The 16,910-nt window shown below is 58.8% G+C and carries 17 protein-coding genes; 8 read left to right on the plus strand and 9 right to left on the minus strand.

What is annotated here, in order from left to right:
- Positions 1-14: 14 nt before the first annotated feature.
- The 8 genes from sdhA to GOV53_RS12495 form a co-directional block, all read right to left on the minus strand.
- Positions 15-1,823, minus strand: coding sequence for a succinate dehydrogenase flavoprotein subunit (gene sdhA, locus GOV53_RS12460; protein WP_170467103.1), 1,809 nt, complete (start codon positions 1,821-1,823; stop codon positions 15-17).
- 24 nt (positions 1,824-1,847) lie between these two features.
- Positions 1,848-2,219: a succinate dehydrogenase, hydrophobic membrane anchor protein gene (gene sdhD / locus GOV53_RS12465; RefSeq protein ID WP_170467105.1), complete on the minus strand. Its 372-nt coding sequence runs from the start codon at positions 2,217-2,219 to the stop codon at positions 1,848-1,850.
- A gap of 11 nt (positions 2,220-2,230) precedes the next feature.
- Entirely contained in the window at positions 2,231-2,614 is a 384-nt protein-coding gene (sdhC, locus tag GOV53_RS12470) for a succinate dehydrogenase, cytochrome b556 subunit (protein ID WP_170467107.1), read from the minus strand.
- A gap of 199 nt (positions 2,615-2,813) precedes the next feature.
- Positions 2,814-3,476: a DUF1194 domain-containing protein gene (locus GOV53_RS12475; RefSeq protein ID WP_170467109.1), complete on the minus strand. Its 663-nt coding sequence runs from the start codon at positions 3,474-3,476 to the stop codon at positions 2,814-2,816.
- A 57-nt stretch (positions 3,477-3,533) separates the two neighbouring features.
- The gene (locus tag GOV53_RS12480; protein ID WP_170467111.1) at positions 3,534-4,562 is read right to left on the minus strand and encodes a MaoC family dehydratase; all 1,029 of its coding nucleotides are present in this window, start codon (positions 4,560-4,562) and stop codon (positions 3,534-3,536) included.
- Positions 4,562-4,768: a DUF1737 domain-containing protein gene (locus tag GOV53_RS12485; RefSeq protein ID WP_170427026.1), complete on the minus strand. Its 207-nt coding sequence runs from the start codon at positions 4,766-4,768 to the stop codon at positions 4,562-4,564. Before GOV53_RS12485 ends, GOV53_RS12480 begins: the two co-directional genes overlap by 1 nt.
- 12 nt (positions 4,769-4,780) lie before the next feature.
- Positions 4,781-5,335, minus strand: coding sequence for an NnrU family protein (locus tag GOV53_RS12490; RefSeq protein WP_170467113.1), 555 nt, complete (start codon positions 5,333-5,335; stop codon positions 4,781-4,783).
- 6 nt (positions 5,336-5,341) lie between these two features.
- Positions 5,342-6,199 carry an HpcH/HpaI aldolase/citrate lyase family protein gene (locus tag GOV53_RS12495; protein ID WP_170467115.1) on the minus strand — a complete coding sequence of 286 codons (858 nt, stop codon included), beginning with the start codon at positions 6,197-6,199 and terminating at the stop codon, positions 5,342-5,344.
- 181 nt (positions 6,200-6,380) lie between these two features.
- Between GOV53_RS12495 and GOV53_RS12500 the strand changes: the two genes are divergently transcribed.
- The gene (locus GOV53_RS12500; RefSeq protein ID WP_170467117.1) at positions 6,381-6,680 is read left to right on the plus strand and encodes a hypothetical protein; all 300 of its coding nucleotides are present in this window, start codon (positions 6,381-6,383) and stop codon (positions 6,678-6,680) included.
- Here GOV53_RS12500 and GOV53_RS12505 read toward each other — a convergent pair.
- Positions 6,677-7,432 carry a sulfite exporter TauE/SafE family protein gene (locus GOV53_RS12505; protein ID WP_170467119.1) on the minus strand — a complete coding sequence of 252 codons (756 nt, stop codon included), beginning with the start codon at positions 7,430-7,432 and terminating at the stop codon, positions 6,677-6,679. The two genes, GOV53_RS12500 and GOV53_RS12505, sit on opposite strands and share 4 nt — an antisense overlap.
- 160 nt (positions 7,433-7,592) lie before the next feature.
- On the opposite strand from GOV53_RS12505, the gene mdh reads away from it, so the two are divergent.
- From mdh to odhB, 7 genes are all read left to right on the plus strand, one after another.
- Positions 7,593-8,555, plus strand: a complete 963-nt coding sequence (mdh, locus tag GOV53_RS12510; protein WP_170427021.1) for a malate dehydrogenase — start codon at positions 7,593-7,595, stop codon at positions 8,553-8,555.
- Positions 8,556-8,625: 70 nt separating this feature from the next.
- Positions 8,626-9,474, plus strand: a complete 849-nt coding sequence (locus tag GOV53_RS12515; protein WP_170467121.1) for a putative nucleotide-diphospho-sugar transferase — start codon at positions 8,626-8,628, stop codon at positions 9,472-9,474.
- A gap of 225 nt (positions 9,475-9,699) precedes the next feature.
- The gene (sucC, locus tag GOV53_RS12520) at positions 9,700-10,893 is read left to right on the plus strand and encodes an ADP-forming succinate--CoA ligase subunit beta (RefSeq protein WP_170467123.1); all 1,194 of its coding nucleotides are present in this window, start codon (positions 9,700-9,702) and stop codon (positions 10,891-10,893) included.
- Between the two features lie 83 nt (positions 10,894-10,976).
- The gene (gene sucD, locus GOV53_RS12525; protein WP_010443702.1) at positions 10,977-11,858 is read left to right on the plus strand and encodes a succinate--CoA ligase subunit alpha; all 882 of its coding nucleotides are present in this window, start codon (positions 10,977-10,979) and stop codon (positions 11,856-11,858) included.
- Between the two features lie 41 nt (positions 11,859-11,899).
- Positions 11,900-12,442, plus strand: a complete 543-nt coding sequence (locus GOV53_RS12530) for a DUF805 domain-containing protein (protein ID WP_170467125.1) — start codon at positions 11,900-11,902, stop codon at positions 12,440-12,442.
- A complete protein-coding gene (locus GOV53_RS12535) occupies positions 12,439-15,396 on the plus strand; it encodes a 2-oxoglutarate dehydrogenase E1 component (protein ID WP_170467127.1) in 2,958 nt (985 codons plus the stop codon). The genes GOV53_RS12530 and GOV53_RS12535 overlap by 4 nt, the downstream gene beginning before the upstream one ends.
- Positions 15,397-15,399: 3 nt before the next feature.
- Entirely contained in the window at positions 15,400-16,908 is a 1,509-nt protein-coding gene (gene odhB, locus GOV53_RS12540) for a 2-oxoglutarate dehydrogenase complex dihydrolipoyllysine-residue succinyltransferase (RefSeq protein ID WP_170467129.1), read from the plus strand.
- The last annotated feature ends 2 nt before the right edge of the window (positions 16,909-16,910 follow it).

Below are 16,910 nucleotides of genomic sequence, written 5' to 3' on the forward strand. Positions count from 1 at the left end.
CCAAATGGACCAGGTCAGAACGTCCGCGCCTTCGGCGCGATTTTCTGAAGGCTGATGCCGCCTTCATCTTCGGTTGTCAGCGGATCAACGATGACCGGGCGATAGCTGAGATCGACCTTGTTGCCTTCGACCCGCGAAACGGTGTGAACGCGCCAGTTTTCATCGTCACGCTCGGTGTAATCCTCATGCGCGTGGGCACCGCGGGATTCCTTGCGCGCCTCGGCACCGACGATGGTGGCCAACGCGCTCGGCATCAGGTTGGTCAGTTCCAGCGTTTCCATCAGGTCGCTGTTCCAGACCAGTGAGCGGTCACTGACTTTCAGATCGTCCATCTTGGCGGCAATCGCCGTCATTTTCTCGACGCCTTCGGCCATGGTTTTGGCGGTCCGGAAGACGGCGGCGTCTTCCTGCATGGTGCGCTGCATTTCAAGCCGCAGGTCGGCGGTCGCAATTGCGCCGCTGGCATTGCGTACCGCGTCGAAACGATCAAACGCCTTGTCGACGGACGCCTGGTTCAGAACCGAGTTCGGCGCATCGGCGTCCACGACCTTGCCCGCCTTGATCGCCGCCGCGCGGCCAAACACCACGAGGTCGATCAGCGAGTTCGATCCCAGACGGTTGGCACCGTGAACCGAAGCACACCCGGCCTCACCCACGGCCATCAGGCCAGGGACCACGGCGGTCGGGTTGTCAGCGGTCGGGTTCAAAACCTCACCCCAATAGTTGGTCGGGATACCGCCCATGTTGTAGTGAACGGTCGGCAGAACCGGGATTGGCTCTTTGGTGACGTCAACACCCGCAAAAACGCGCGCCGATTCCGAAATCCCCGGCAGACGCTCTGCCAGTGCTTCAGCAGGCAGGTGCGACAGGTTCAGGTGAATGTGGTCACCGTTGTCACCATGGCCACGACCTTCGCGGATTTCCATGGTCATCGATCGCGAGACATAGTCACGGGGTGCCAAATCCTTGTACTGGGGCGCGTAGCGCTCCATGAACCGTTCGCCTTCCGAATTGGTCAGGTAACCGCCCTCTCCGCGTGCGCCTTCGGTGATCAGGCAGCCCGAACCGTAGATGCCGGTCGGGTGGAACTGAACAAACTCCATATCCTGCAGCGCCAGACCCGCGCGAGCCACCATCCCGCCACCGTCGCCGGTGCAGGTATGGGCCGAGGTGGCGCTGAAATAGGCGCGGCCGTAACCACCGGTCGCCAGCACTACCATCTTGGCGTTGAAGACATGCATCGTGCCGTCGTCCAGCTTCCAGCAGACAACGCCCTGACACTGCCCATCCTCGGACATGATCAGGTCGATGGCGAAGTATTCGATATAGAACTCGGCGTTGTTCTTCAGCGACTGACCATAGAGCGTGTGCAGGATCGCGTGGCCGGTCCGGTCTGCGGCAGCACAGGTCCGCTGAACAGCAGGGCCTTCACCGAATTCGGTGGTGTGGCCACCGAAGGGGCGCTGATAGATCTTGCCTTCTTCTGTCCGGCTGAAGGGCACGCCGTAGTGCTCCAGCTCATATACGGCTTTGGGAGCTTCGCGCGCGAGGTATTCCATCGCGTCGGTATCACCCAGCCAGTCCGAGCCTTTGACGGTGTCATACATGTGCCACTGCCAATGGTCAGGGCCCATGTTAGAAAGCGATGCGGCGATACCACCCTGCGCAGCAACCGTGTGCGAGCGCGTCGGGAACACCTTGGTCACGCATGCCGTGCGCAGACCCTGTTCTGCCATACCCAGTGTGGCGCGCAGACCGGCACCACCAGCGCCGACAACAACCACGTCATATTCGTGTGTTTCGTATTCGTATGCAGCTGTCATTTGTCTATTTCCTTACCGCGCGTTTCACAGAGCCAGCTTGATCAGGGCAAACAGCCCAGCAGCTATCAATGTGTAGCCAAACGCCGCGACGGCCATGAGGCTCAGCTTTTCTGCGACACCGTGGACATAATCTTCGATCGCAACCTGTGTCTCTCGCACCAGGTGCAGGATGACGACGACCATCGTCAGACCGGTCACGATGGCCGGGAATGGGCGACCGTAATAGGCCAGAACCTCTTCGTATGATTTGCCAAGCCCGTTGGCAAAGACGAATACGAACAGCGGTACAAGAATGACCAGAGCCGCCGAGCTGACCATCATCTGCCAGTGATGATGTGTGCCTTCACCGCCAGCCCCGGTTCCCTGCGCGCGTTTGCGGTCAGTGAGATAATTCATAGCCAGTCTCCTTAAACCGCGATTGCCGTGATGAACGCGAGAATGGTGGCCAGCACCAGCATGCCGATCCCCAGCTTCTCGGAAATCCGCACATCCACGCAGTATCCCAGGTCCCAGATCACGTGACGCAGACGGCCCAGCATGTGATAGAAAATCGCCCAGGTCGCAGCGAACATCACCAGATCACCCAACCAGCTTCTCATCAGCCCATCGATAAAACTGAACGACGACTCAGAAGTCGCAGCTGCCAGGAACCACCAGACAACAAAGAATGCGACCAACAGCGACGCAATTCCTGTGATACGCACAAGGATCGAGGTCACCGAAGTCAGTTGCGGGCGGTAAATCGAAAGGTGGGGTGAAAGAGGGCGATTGCCCCGATTTACATCGGCCATGTTGGCTCCTTTACGGTTGGCTTCCGAAGGTTTTACTGTTTTTTGCCGTTCTGTCACGTGCTGCAACTGCAAAAAAGCTGATATTTGATGCAAAATGGCGGATATTTGCGATATGTGATCACGCAAAATAAACTCGTGATCACAAATGAATTATACGGCATGTGATGTTAGCGCCTGAAACCCCGAATCTGCGATTCAACTATTTCAATTCAGCGGTTTGCTGGGTCACTTCGCGCAACAGTTTTTTACGTATGCGTTCAGGATAATCAGCGAAACCCGATGCCGAGACGACAAAGGCGCCCTCGCCCACGATCACGTTTTCAAAGAAATACGCGGTCAGATCCGGCTCGGTCTCCTCAATGGCAATTGCGTTCACCGTCACACCACGGGTCCGCAGGATTCGGTGCAATTCGGACGGTTCGATCCCTTCATTCGATACGCCGTCGCCCGAGATGTCGATCAGATGCCGTTCGCAATCAGCAACCTCATCAAAATAGGCCATGGTTGTTTCCAGCGCCTCTCCGATCGCAGTTGAAAAGTTGCGCCAGACCCGAGGATCATTGCCCACCCGGTCAGCAAACTGATCTATCGCCTCGAAACTGTCGATGCGTGTCCAGGGAACCGTGACTTTCTGGCGCGACGATCCCGTCCACTGCACCAGCATCACACGGGCTTGTCCGCGCACCAAAGCCTCGGACACAATCGGATCGCGCAAACCGGCGGCAAGGCCGTCCATCTGAATACGGTATTCCGTGCTGTCGACCGAGCCTGAGACATCCACCGCCAACGCCAACGCGAGGTCACACGCATAGGCAGGCGGCGACAGACAAACGCAAGCAGCAATTGTGCGGAACAACGTCATGACCGCAGCCTAGCACGATTGGCGCAGGCTGCGATCAAATGAATGTCACCGATCGCGTTAATTCGGCATCAGGGCCCAGTAGTCCAGGTCCAGCAGGACATTCGGCAGATACCGCCCGTCTTCGTTTTTCAATTCGAACGGCGCTCCACCTTTGGTGGCGACCAGACGCAGACGGACGGCTCCAACACCCGGAACGTCGGTTTCCGCCTTGTCCAGAACCTCGGACCAAGCCTTGATCGTGTCACCGGCAAAACAGGGGTTGGCATGTGCGCCACCATTCAGGCCGACGATCATCTGCGCGTTGGCCAAACCGTTGAACGATAGGGTTCGGGCCATCGAAATCACGTGACCCCCATAGATCAGACGTCCTTCGGGGCGGAAGGTCAGGTCGAAATGTACCTTGGCAGTGTTTTGCCACAGGCGCGTGGCCAACATATGTTCGGCCTCTTCCACTGTGACGCCGTCGACGTGGTCAATCGTTTCGCCGATTTCGTAGTCTCCCCAACGATGGGCCTCACCAGCTTGGGCGAAATCGTAGATCGAGAAATCAAGGCCCTGGGGCACAACCAAATCCTGCGCGTCCAGTGCCTTTTTCAGTTCCGGCACGACCGTCTCGGGCGCGGGTGCATCCAAATCGGATTTCCGAACCATGACCCAGCGGACATACTCGATCACCACCTCATCACGTTGATTCAGGCCGCGCGTACGCACCCAGACAACGCCAGTCTTGCCGTTCGAGTTCTGTTTAAGGCCGATCACCTCGGATTCCGAACGCAGCGTGTCGCCGGGGTAAACCGGTTTCAGCCAGCGTCCTTCGGCATACCCGAGATTGGCCACCGCGTTCAGTGAAACATCGGGGACGGTTTTGCCAAACACGACGTGGAACGCAGCCAGATCATCAATCGGGCTTTCCGGCAAACCAGAGGCCCGGGCGAACTCGTCCGAGGAATAAAGCGCATGCCGCGCAGGATAGAGCGCGTGGTACAGCGCCCGTTCGCCCGTGGTAACCGTACGTGGCACCGCGTGGTGAAGCACCTGACCTATTGAGTAATCCTCGAAAAAGCGGCCCGGATTGGTTTTTGCCATTATTGCTGTCCCAGTTTCATGTCAGGTGAATAGTCGGCCTCGACCTCTTTGGTCACGGCCTGTGCGCAGCGCATCACGCTGTTTGTGGCGTCGTAAGCGTAGCACGGGTCGCCATAAAGCTCCCACCCCTTTGCCAGCGCGTCGGACACTTTGTGGCAGAACGCGGATGTATCTTCCTCGGTCAACAGACGATAGAGTTTTGCCATGATGTCAAATCCTTAAGACGGGAAAGGCGACGGGCCGACCAGCCCGTGAATGTAACCGATGATGCCCAGCAGAACGATCGAGGCGACAAAGAACATCGCGTCTTTCCCATAAGTGCCGGGTTCGCCGGGGGTCCAGTCCGGTTCGGACTTGTTGATCACAATCACTTCAACCACGGCCCAGGCCAGCAATCCGCCAAACAGGATGATCGAGGCCAGATCCCCATTCACAAGCAAGTGCGCGAACGCCCACAGCTTGAACCCGCCCAACATCGGATGGCGGACTTTGTTCAACAGCCGACCTTTGGTCCCTGCGGGGCTCATCATGAAGATCGCAATCAGAACCAAAAGGTTGTTGATGTGGATCATGAACGTTGGCGGGGCCCAAACATAGATGAAGTCGGTCATCCGATAACCGAAGATCATCAACAGTATAGACGCGACCAAAGCCAAAGCGACCGCGCCTTTGCCGCCATCGCCCATGGCGGCGCGCTGCTCTGGCATCACACGCTTGAACAGATGCGCAGCCCACCAGAGCGCCACGCCGAGAATCAGAAGTACAAAGCCCATGCTGGCTTACCCCGCTTGCAAAGCTGTTATCGCCTCCGCTTTTGCCAGAATTTCCCGGGCAGTTACAACGTGCAGGTTCTCAACGATTTTGCCATCAACCACAGCCACGCCCTGTCCTTGGGCCTCGACCTCTTCGAAGGCGGCGATTTGGCGGCGCGCCAGATCGATTTCGGAATCCGATGGGGCGTAGGCGGCATTGGTGACATCAACCTGCGCCGGGTGAATCAAGGTCTTGCCGTCAAAGCCCATGTCACGGCCCTGCGCACACTCGGCGGCCAAGCCTTCCTCGTCCTTGAACGCGTTGTAGACACCATCGACAATGATCAGCCCTTCGGTCTTGGCGGCCAGCAGGCACAAGCCCAGCGAGGTCATCAGTGGCAGGCGATCGGGGCGGAAGCGGGTTTGCAGCTCTTTGGCCAGATCGTTGGTTCCCATGACAAAACCCGCCATCAGCGGATGGGCCGCGATTTCAGCCGCGTTCAGCATCCCACGCGGAGTTTCCATCATCGCCCAGATCGGCAGATCACCTGTGATCGCGGCCAGCGCATCCACATCCGCGGCCGAGTTCACCTTGGGCAACAGAACAACATCTGCGTCCATGTCGCGTACGGCCTCGGCATCAGCGCGGCCCCATTCGGTGTCCAACCCGTTGATACGGACGATCTTGACGCGTGCGCCATACCCGCCTGCGGCCAGCGCAGCCTTGAGCGTCTCGCGCGCGTTCTCTTTCTCATCCGCTGCAACGGCATCTTCGAGGTCGAAAATGATCGCATCCACCGGCAGGGTGCGGGCCTTATCCTGGGCCCGATCTTTCGAGCCGGGGATGTAAAGAACAGATCGATAGGGGCGCTGGCGCGGGTCCATTGGCTTCTCCCGAAGAAATAAAGTTGCGCGGAATGGGGCATTTTTTGTCGGAAAGTTCAAGCGCAAAATCGCCGCGCCGCAGCATTCTGATGTATGACCCGGCGCAACGTGCGTTCCCTTAACCGGATTTCGGTCTCCACTGGGCAGCCTGAAGGCCGGATGGAATCAAAAGGGTTCAGAGATGCAAAAGACACTGTACAAGATGACGATGGGCCTTGGGATTATGGTTCTGGCGGCACAACAGGTCCACGCCCGCACCTGTGCTCCACGGGATGAGGTGATCAAACGGCTGACGGAGACCTACGGCGAAACCCGCCAGGGCATCGGCATCGCACGTCAGGGCACGGTGATGGAGTTGTTTGCCTCGGACCAGAGCGGCAGCTGGACGATCACGGTGACGTTGCCGGACGGGATCACATGCCTTGTGGTCTCGGGGCAGGCTTATGAAACCATGGCCGAGGCCTTGCCGCCCAACGTTTAAGTGAATGCGTCCCAGATAAGTTTGCTGCCCGTCAGGGTCAGAAGAACGTATGCGATACCAAAGAACAGACGCTCAGACATCATGAAATGCGCCCGAACGCCCAGCCAGGCCCCAAGGATTGCGAATGGCGTCAGCAGCAGATCGGCCCAGGCTGTGTGCCAAGTGAATAGGCCCAAAAAGGCGTAGGGCACGAATTTGGCGATGTTGATAACCCAGAAAACCAGAACAGTGCTCGCCTGAAACTCGGTTTTGGAAAGGCGCTGTGACAGCAGATAGACAGCCGCCGGCGGCCCGCCCGCGTGGCTGACAAAGCTGGTGAACCCCGCGACGAGCCCGGCAAACACTCCGGCCGATGGCGGCAGTCGATTGGCAAAACCACGCACCCAACCCCTTGTTTGGGCGAGGTGCCATATGACAAAGCCGATCGAGATCCCGCCGATCAACAGGCGCAAAAGGTCATCATTAGTGGCCCTGAACAACAACGCGCCCAGCGCGACACCGGGCAAGGCCCCAAGGAACAGAAGGCGCGCGTCAGGCCAGCTCCAGCGTTTCCAATAGGGTCCCAGCGTTGCCACGTCGATCACCATCAGGATCGGCAACATCAGGGCAAGCGCCTGCCCCGGGTCCAAAATCAGCGCCAGAATCGAAGAGGACGCAAAGGCCACTCCCGAGCCAAAGCCGCCCTTGGAGATACCCGCAAAGATCACGGCCGGGATCGCCACGGCAAAAAACATCAGGTTCAATTCGAACATGCGGCGTCCCGGTTTAGGCTTGTGTCACTGGCCGTTTAGCGCAATCAGGTCGGGCTGCGCAAACTGTATGCGGTTGCATGCCGCGCCGCTGAACACTTGCGCGAAAGACATTTAACGACTAGCACAACCGCGATTTCAATTCCGACCGGAGATTTTCCAAATGGCCAGACCCAAGATTGCGCTGATCGGCGCGGGGAACATCGGCGGCACGCTTGCGCACCTCGCAGCTGTCAAAGAACTGGGTGACGTTGTCCTGTTCGACATCGCAGACGGACTGCCGCAGGGCAAGGCGCTCGACATCGCTGAATCCGGCCCCTCGGAAGGGTTCGACGCAGCAATGTCCGGCACCAGCGACTATGCCGACATCGCGGGCGCAGACGTTTGCATCGTGACCGCAGGCGTTGCTCGTAAACCAGGCATGAGCCGTGATGACCTGCTGGGCATCAACCTGAAAGTCATGAAGTCGGTCGGCGAAGGCATCGCAGCCCATGCGCCGGACGCGTTCGTGATCTGCATCACCAACCCGCTGGACGCGATGGTCTGGGCTCTGCGCGAGTTCTCGGGCCTGCCCCACAACAAGGTCTGCGGCATGGCTGGCGTTCTGGACTCGGCTCGTTTTGCACACTTCCTGTCGGAAGAGTTCAACGTTTCGATGCGCGACGTCACCGCATTCGTTCTGGGCGGCCACGGCGACACCATGGTGCCGTCGGTGCGTTACTCGACCGTTGCCGGTATCCCGCTGCCCGATCTGGTCGAAATGGGCTGGACCACGCAGGACAAGCTGGACGCCATCGTTCAGCGCACCCGTGATGGCGGTGCCGAGATCGTCGGCCTGCTGAAAACCGGTTCGGCTTACTATGCACCTGCCACTTCGGCAATCGAAATGGCCGAAGCCTATCTGAAAGACCAGAAGCGCGTACTGCCCTGCGCCGCCTATTGCAGCGGCGAGCTGGGCGTAGACGGCCTGTACGTTGGCGTTCCGACCGTTATCGGTGCCGGTGGTGTCGAACGCATCGTCGACATCAAACTGAACGAAGACGAGCAAGCCGGTTTCGACAACTCGGTCAACGCCGTGAAAGGCCTGATCGAAGCGTGCAAAGGTATCGACGCCTCTCTGGCCTGATCTAGCTGTTGCCAAAAATTGGAACCCGGTTCACCGTAAGGTGGGCCGGGTTTTGTTTTGGGAAATTGCCATGTCGTCTCAGGGTTTTGTCATTGCAGCCAGCGGTGAGCAGTACATAGAAACCGCGGTTGACGCTGCTATTTCGCTGAAGGCTGCGATGCCCGATGAGCCCGTCGATTTGTTCACCGACGTTGAGGGCGCACCGGGGAGTGAGGTCTTCGACCAAATCCACATGCTGGACAAAAGCTGGTTCCGTCCCAAGTTCGAAAGCCTTGTGCGCTCGCGGTTTGACAAGACCGTCTATCTGGATGCGGACGTGCGCTGTCTGGCGGATATGTCCGACATCTTCACTGTCCTGGACCGGTTCGACATAGCGATGGTGCATGATCCCTTGCGCAACTCTCAGCATGCGCAGCGCGTCTGGAAAACTCCGCTGCCCAACGCGTTCCCGCATCTGAATGGCGGACTGGTTGGAATTCGGACCTCTGAGCAAGTGCTGGACTTTTTGCGCGACGTACAGGAAACGATTATCGCAGAAGACCTGAAATCCGATCAGGCACTGATCCGAGAGAAACTGTTCTACAGCGACCTGCGGTTGGCCGTTTTGCCACCGGAATACAATTTCCTCGACTACCGGCAGGCCGAGATGTTCGGATTTCTGCACAGCGCCCCTCGCCTGCTGCACCATTACAAATTCCATAGCCGACACGACAAACGATTGGACAGCGCTCGGTCCGTCGCGGGTCTGGTTGGGCCAGATCTGGAACGTCACCTGAACGACCTGATCCAGGCAGATGCACAGCTGACACCCGGGACAGCAAAGAAAGTGCGCCCATTGGTGGACAAAGGCTTTCTGGGCAAGTTGCGCAAACTTATCATGGGCCTGAAAAAGGGCATCGTCCGCTTGCGCCGCAGCTAACCCCGAGGTTAGCGCTAGCTTGAATATCCGTTTATTCTAAAGGTCGTCGACCGTTACGAATCAAATATCCGCTTAACTTCTACGTTTGTGATCACACGTTAAAAAGCTGTGATCACAAATAATGAAAATCTTCGTGAAAAACTGCGTCCCTGTCAAAAAAGCCTTTAAACTTGCCCCCTAGACACCCCTATAACGGTGTAATCGCAGTCAGACAGGACAGTTTCGATGAACATTCACGAATATCAGGCCAAAGCGCTTCTTCGCAGCTATGGCGCTCCGGTCTCCGAAGGACGCGCGGTTCTGCGCGCCGAGGAAGCCAAAACCGCAGCCGGCGAACTGGACGGCCCTCTGTGGGTTGTCAAGGCGCAGATCCACGCGGGTGGCCGCGGCAAGGGCTCGTTCAAAGAGGCCGACGCCGGTGAAAAAGGCGGTGTCCGTCTGACGAAATCGGTCGAAGAAGCGGCCGAAGAAGCGAAAAGGATGTTGGGCCGCACTCTGGTCACCCATCAGACCGGACCGGCAGGCAAGCAGGTCAACCGTATTTACATCGAAGCCGGCTCCGGCATCGAACGTGAGCTGTATCTGGCCCTGCTGGTCGACCGCCAGACCAGCCGCATCTCGTTTGTCTGCTCGACCGAAGGCGGCATGGATATCGAAGAAGTGGCCGCGGCAACGCCCGAGAAAATCCTGTCCTTCTCGGTCGATCCCGCGACAGGCTATCAGCCCTATCACGGCCGCCGCATCGCCTTTTCGCTGGGTCTGGAAGGCCCGCAGGTCAAGCAATGCGTCAAACTTATGAGCCAGCTCTATGCAGCCTTCGTCGAGAAGGACATGGAAATGCTGGAGATCAACCCGCTGATCATCTCGGACAAGGGCGACCTCAAGGTGCTGGACGCCAAGGTCGGCTTTGACGGCAACGCGGTTTACCGCCACCCCGATATCGCCGAGCTGCGCGACACGACCGAGGAAGACCCCAAGGAACTGGAAGCCAGCAAATACGACCTGAACTACATCGCGCTGGATGGTGAGATCGGCTGTATGGTGAACGGTGCGGGTCTGGCGATGGCCACGATGGACATCATCAAACTCTACGGTGCCGAGCCTGCCAACTTCCTCGACGTGGGCGGCGGTGCGACCAAAGAGAAAGTGACCGAGGCATTCAAGATCATCACCTCGGACGAAAACGTCAAAGGCATTCTGGTCAACATCTTCGGCGGTATCATGCGCTGTGACGTCATCGCCGAGGGCGTTGTCGCCGCGGTGAAAGAGGTCGGCCTGCAGGTTCCGCTGGTCGTGCGTCTGGAAGGTACAAACGTCGAGAAGGGCAAAGAGATCATCAACACCTCTGGCCTGGACGTCATTGCGGCGGACAACCTGAAAGACGGTGCCGAGAAGATCGTGAAGGCCGTCAAAGGCTAATCCAATTCAGTGGGGTGGGTTTCGGCCCGCCTTTCCGAAGAATTCTGGTAGGCTTTGGCCCGCCTAAAACAGGAGAACGCCAAATGGCAGTCCTCATCGACGAAAATACCAAAGTGATCTGTCAGGGCTTTACCGGCTCGCAGGGCACATTCCACTCTGAACAGGCCATCGCCTATGGCACCAAGATGGTCGGCGGCGTGACCCCCGGCAAAGGCGGGATGACCCATCTTGACCTGCCCGTGTTCAATTCGGTCCACGAAGCCAAGCACGTGACCGAAGCCAACGCCTCGGTGATCTATGTTCCGCCGCCCTTCGCGGCTGACTCGATCCTCGAAGCGATTGATGCCGAGATGGAAGTGATTGTCTGCATCACCGAAGGCATCCCGGTTCTGGACATGATGAAGGTAAAACGCGCGCTGGAAGGCTCGAATTCGCGCCTGATTGGCCCGAACTGCCCCGGTGTCATCACGCCCGACGCCTGCAAGATCGGCATCATGCCCGGCCACATTCACAAACGCGGTAGCGTGGGTGTTGTAAGCCGTTCGGGTACGCTTACGTATGAGGCCGTGAAACAGACGACTGACGTAGGACTGGGCCAGTCCACCTGTGTGGGCATCGGTGGTGACCCAATCAAAGGCACCGAGCATATCGACGTGCTGGAATGGTTCCTGGCCGATGACGAAACCGAGTCGATCATCATGATCGGTGAGATCGGTGGCTCGGCCGAGGAAGAAGCCGCGCAGTTTTTGGCGGATGAGGCCAAGAAAGGCCGCAAAAAGCCGACCGCCGGTTTCATCGCAGGCCGCACAGCCCCTCCGGGCCGCCGCATGGGCCATGCGGGCGCGATTGTCGCCGGCGGCAAGGGCGGTGCCGAGGACAAGATCGAAGCCATGCGCTCGGCCGGTATCGTCGTGGCCGAAAGTCCGGCGCAGCTGGGTGAGGCTGTGCTGGAAGCGATTGGCTGATATGGCGGCTTCGGCCGTCTAATCGGGGAGGAACGGAACACATGACCTTTGCTGAGGCTGTCAGAACGTGTTTCTCCAAATTCTTCACTTTTTCGGGCCGCGCCTCGCGGCCCGAATACTGGTTCTTTTTCCTGTTCATCGTGATCTGGAGCTTTATCGCCGGGATCATCGACTGGCAGTTCTTCACGCAAGTCTCGGTCAGCGAAAGCGCCGAGGTGAAATCGGTCACCGCGACGTCCTCGCAGCCTGTGCAAAGCATCGTCAGCCTGATTGTGTTCATCCCGCATTTGGCCGTTGCGTGGCGGCGGATGCATGATACCGGGCGCAGCGGGCTTTATGCACTGCTACCAATCCTGCTGATCCTTGGCGCCGGAGTGGTTCTGATTTTTGGCATCGGTCTTGCCTCGAGTTTTCAGCACGGGGGAAATCTGGACATCCTGTTTACCCGCGCCACGTTGCTGGTCGTCATTCCGACACTGCTTGTTCTTTTTGTGTCGCCCCTCCTGGTTTTGTGGTGGCTTACGCGCCCCAGCCAACCAGGCACCAACCAATACGGTCCCAACCCATATGAGGTAGCCCAATGACCGAACATACGCCCAACTCTGCCTTTCATGCCTCAAGCTTTATGCAAGGGCACAATGCCGAATATCTGGAGCAACTGTATGCCCAGTACACCAAAGACCCGAACGCGGTAGATGCTGCCTGGGCCGAGTTCTTCAAGGCCATGGGCGATGCTACGCCGGATGTTCAGCGCGAGGCTGAAGGGCCATCCTGGGCGCGGACCGACTGGCCTCCGATGCCGGCAGATGATCTGACAGGTGCATTAACGGGCGAATGGGCCGAGATCGACGCCAAGGCGGCAGGCAAAAAGATCAAGGACAAGGCGGCAGACAAAGGCGTCGCGGTCAGTGAAGACCAGATCAAACGCGCAGTGCTGGACAGCCTGCGGGCCCTGATGCTGATCCGGGCCTATCGGATAAGGGGTCACCTGGCCGCTGATCTGGACCCGCTGGGCATGCGCGCGGCCAGCACGCATCCCGAGCTGGACCCCAAGACCTATGGCTTCACTGAGGCCGACATGGACCGGCCGATCTTTATCGACAACGTGCTGGGCCTGCAGATGGCCAGCATGCGCCAGATTGTCGATATCGTGAAGCGGACTTATTGCGGCACCTTCGCGCTGCAGTACATGCATATCTCGGATCCCGAACAAGCCGCGTGGCTGAAGGAACGGATTGAGGGGTACGGCAAAGAAATCGCGTTCACCAAGGAAGGCCGTAAGGCGATCCTGAACAAAATGGTCGAGGCCGAAGGGTTCGAGAAGTTCCTGCACGTGAAATACATGGGTACCAAGCGGTTTGGCCTGGATGGTGGCGAAGCGCTGATCCCCGCGATGGAACAGATCATCAAGCGCGGCGGCGCGCTGGGTGTGCAGGACATCGTGATCGGCATGCCCCACCGTGGCCGCCTGAACATTCTGGCAAATGTGATGGGCAAGCCCTATCGCGCCATCTTCAACGAGTTCCAGGGCGGCAGCTTCAAGCCCGAGGATGTAGATGGCTCGGGCGACGTGAAGTACCATCTGGGCGCGTCCAGCGACCGTGCTTTTGATGGCAACAGCGTGCACCTGTCGCTGACCGCAAACCCCAGCCACCTCGAGGCAGTGAATCCGGTTGTTCTGGGCAAGGTCCGCGCCAAACAGGATCAGCTGAACGACACTGATCGCACCAAAGTCATGGGTATCCTGCTGCATGGTGACGCAGCTTTTGCGGGTCAGGGTGTGGTGGCCGAAGGGTTCGGCCTGTCCGGCCTGCGCGGCCACAAGACCGGCGGCACCATGCATATCGTGGTGAACAACCAGATCGGCTTTACCACTGCACCGCACTTCTCGCGCTCGAGCCCGTATCCGACGGACATTGCGCTGATGGTTGAGGCACCGATTTTCCACGTGAACGGCGACGACCCCGAGGCCGTGGTCCACGCGGCCAAGGTTGCGACCGAGTTCCGTCAGAAATTCCACAAGGACGTGGTCATCGACATCTTCTGCTATCGCCGGTTTGGTCACAACGAGGGCGACGAGCCCATGTTCACCAACCCGATCATGTACAAGAAGATCAAAACCCATAAGACCACGCTGTCGCTTTACACTGAACGCCTGGTCAAAGACGGCTTGATCCCCGAGGGCGAGATCGAGGATATGAAGGCTGCCTTCCAGGCGCATCTGAACGATGAGTTTGAGGCCGGTAAAGACTATAAACCCAACAAGGCCGACTGGCTGGACGGGCGTTGGTCGCACCTGAACAAAAACAAAGAGGAATATGTCCGCGGCGACACTGCAATCACGCCGGACACACTGGCTGAGGTCGGAGCTGCGCTGTCGCAAGCGCCGGCCGAATTCTCGGTGCACAAGACGGTCGCCCGCCTTCTGGATCACAAAAAGCAAATGTTCGAAACCTGTAAGGGGTTCGACTGGGCAACGGGCGAGGCTTTGGCCTTTGGGTCGCTTCTGACCGAAGGCTACCCGGTCCGCCTGTCCGGTCAGGACGCAACGCGCGGTACGTTCAGTCAGCGTCACTCGGGCTTTGTGCATCAGGAATCCGAAGAGCGGTACTATCCCCTGAACAACATTCGCAAAGGCCAGTCGCATTACGAAGTGATCGACTCGATGCTTTCGGAATATGCGGTTCTTGGTTTTGAATACGGCTATTCACTGGCTGAACCCAACGCGCTGACCCTGTGGGAGGCGCAGTTTGGTGACTTTGCCAACGGTGCGCAGATCATGTTCGATCAGTTCATCAGCTCGGGCGAAAGCAAATGGCTGCGGATGTCCGGCCTGGTGACCCTGCTGCCACACGGGTACGAAGGGCAAGGCCCCGAGCACAGCTCGGCACGGCTGGAGCGCTTCCTGCAAATGTGCGGTCAGGACAACTGGATCGTGGCGAACTGTACGACGCCTGCGAACTATTTCCACATCCTGCGCCGTCAGCTGCACCGCACCTTCCGCAAGCCCTTGATCTTGGTGACACCTAAATCGCTGCTGCGTCACAAACTGGCGATTAGCACGGCTGATGACTTCACCACAGGCTCCAGCTTCCACCGGGTTCTTTGGGATGACGCCCAAAAGGGCAACTCGGACACCAAGCTGCAGAAGGATGACAAGATCAAGCGGGTCGTGATGTGTTCCGGCAAGGTCTACTACGACCTGCTGGAAGAACGCGACGCGCGCGGGATCGACGACGTCTATCTGCTGCGGATCGAACAGTACTACCCCTTCCCTGCCCATTCGCTGATCAACGAGCTTGAGCGGTTCAAAGGGGCAGAGATGATCTGGTGCCAGGAAGAACCCAAGAACCAGGGTGCCTGGACCTTTATCGAGCCGAATATCGAGTGGGTTCTGACCCGCATCGGCGCCAAGCACACACGGCCGCGCTATGTCGGCCGCGCGACTTCGGCCTCGCCCGCGACGGGTCTGGCCAGCCAACACAAAGCCCAACAAGAAGCGCTGGTCGACGAAGCGCTGAGCATTGAAGGAAAATAATCGATGTCCATTGAAGTTCGAGTTCCCACGCTTGGCGAGTCGGTCACCGAAGCAACGGTTGCGACATGGTTCAAGAAACCCGGCGACGCTGTGGCCGTGGATGAAATGCTGTGTGAGTTGGAGACCGACAAGGTCACCGTCGAAGTCCCTTCGCCAGCCGCTGGCGTGATGGGCGAAATCGTCGCTGCCGAGGGCGAAACCGTTGGTGTAGACGCTTTGCTGGCCACGATCGCCGCAGGCGAAGGCGCGGCCCCTGCTCCGGCGGCGGCTCCGGCCCCTGCCGCAGCCCCGACTGCGGCTGGTGGCAGCGTCGACGTGATGGTTCCCACCTTGGGCGAGTCCGTAACCGAAGCGACAGTTTCGACCTGGTTCAAACAGGTTGGTGACAGCGTCGCGCAGGATGAGATGCTGTGTGAGCTCGAAACCGACAAGGTATCGGTCGAGGTGCCAGCACCGGCCGCAGGCGTTCTGGCGGAAATCGTGGCCCCTGAGGGCGCGACCGTGGACGCGACCGCGAAACTGGCCGTGATCTCGGGTGCCGCAGCAGGAGCGTCTGCTGCTCCTGCCCCCGCAGCAGCAGCCCCAGCTGCCACCGCAAGCACTGGCAAAGACGTGGCCAACGCACCGTCGGCAGAAAAAGCGATGGCCGAGGCTGGCCTTTCTGCCGGTCAGGTAACGGGCACAGGTCGTGATGGCCGCATCATGAAGGAAGACGTAGCCCGCGCGGTCGCAACCGCGGCGGCTCCGGCCCCTGCTGCAGCAGCCCCGGCACCGACAGCTGCGCCCCGAGCACCGGTTGCGGCACAGGATGCAGCCCGCGAAGAGCGCGTGCGCATGACCCGCCTGCGCCAGACCATCGCCAAGCGCCTGAAAGACGCACAGAACACCGCCGCGATCCTGACCACCTACAACGAGGTGGACATGACCGAGGTGATGGCCCTGCGCAGCCAGTACAAGGACCAGTTCGAGAAAAAGCACGGCGTCCGCCTGGGCTTTATGTCCTTCTTCACCAAAGCCTGCTGCCACGCGCTAAAAGAAGTGCCCGAGGTAAATGCCGAGATCGACGGTACGGACATTGTCTACAAGAACTTCGTCCACATGGGCGTCGCAGCTGGCACTCCGCAAGGTCTGGTTGTTCCGGTCATCCGTGACGCGGACAGCATGTCCTTTGCCGCAATCGAAAAGGCCATCGCTGAGAAAGGCAAACGCGCCCGTGACGGCAAGCTGAGCATGGAAGAGATGCAGGGCGGCACGTTCACCATCTCGAACGGTGGTGTTTACGGCTCGCTCATGTCCTCGCCGATCCTGAACCCACCGCAATCGGGTATCCTGGGGATGCACAAGATTCAGGACCGCCCGATGGTCATCAACGGTGAGATCAAGATCCGCCCGATGATGTATCTGGCCCTGTCTTATGACCACCGGATCGTGGACGGCAAAGGCGCGGTGACGTTCCTTGTTCGCGTAAAAGAGGCGCTGGAAGACCCGCGCCGCCTGCTGATGGATCTGTAATC

This window comes from Ruegeria arenilitoris (genome assembly GCF_013035315.1).
In the GTDB taxonomy this organism is placed as follows: domain Bacteria; phylum Pseudomonadota; class Alphaproteobacteria; order Rhodobacterales; family Rhodobacteraceae; genus Ruegeria; species Ruegeria arenilitoris_D.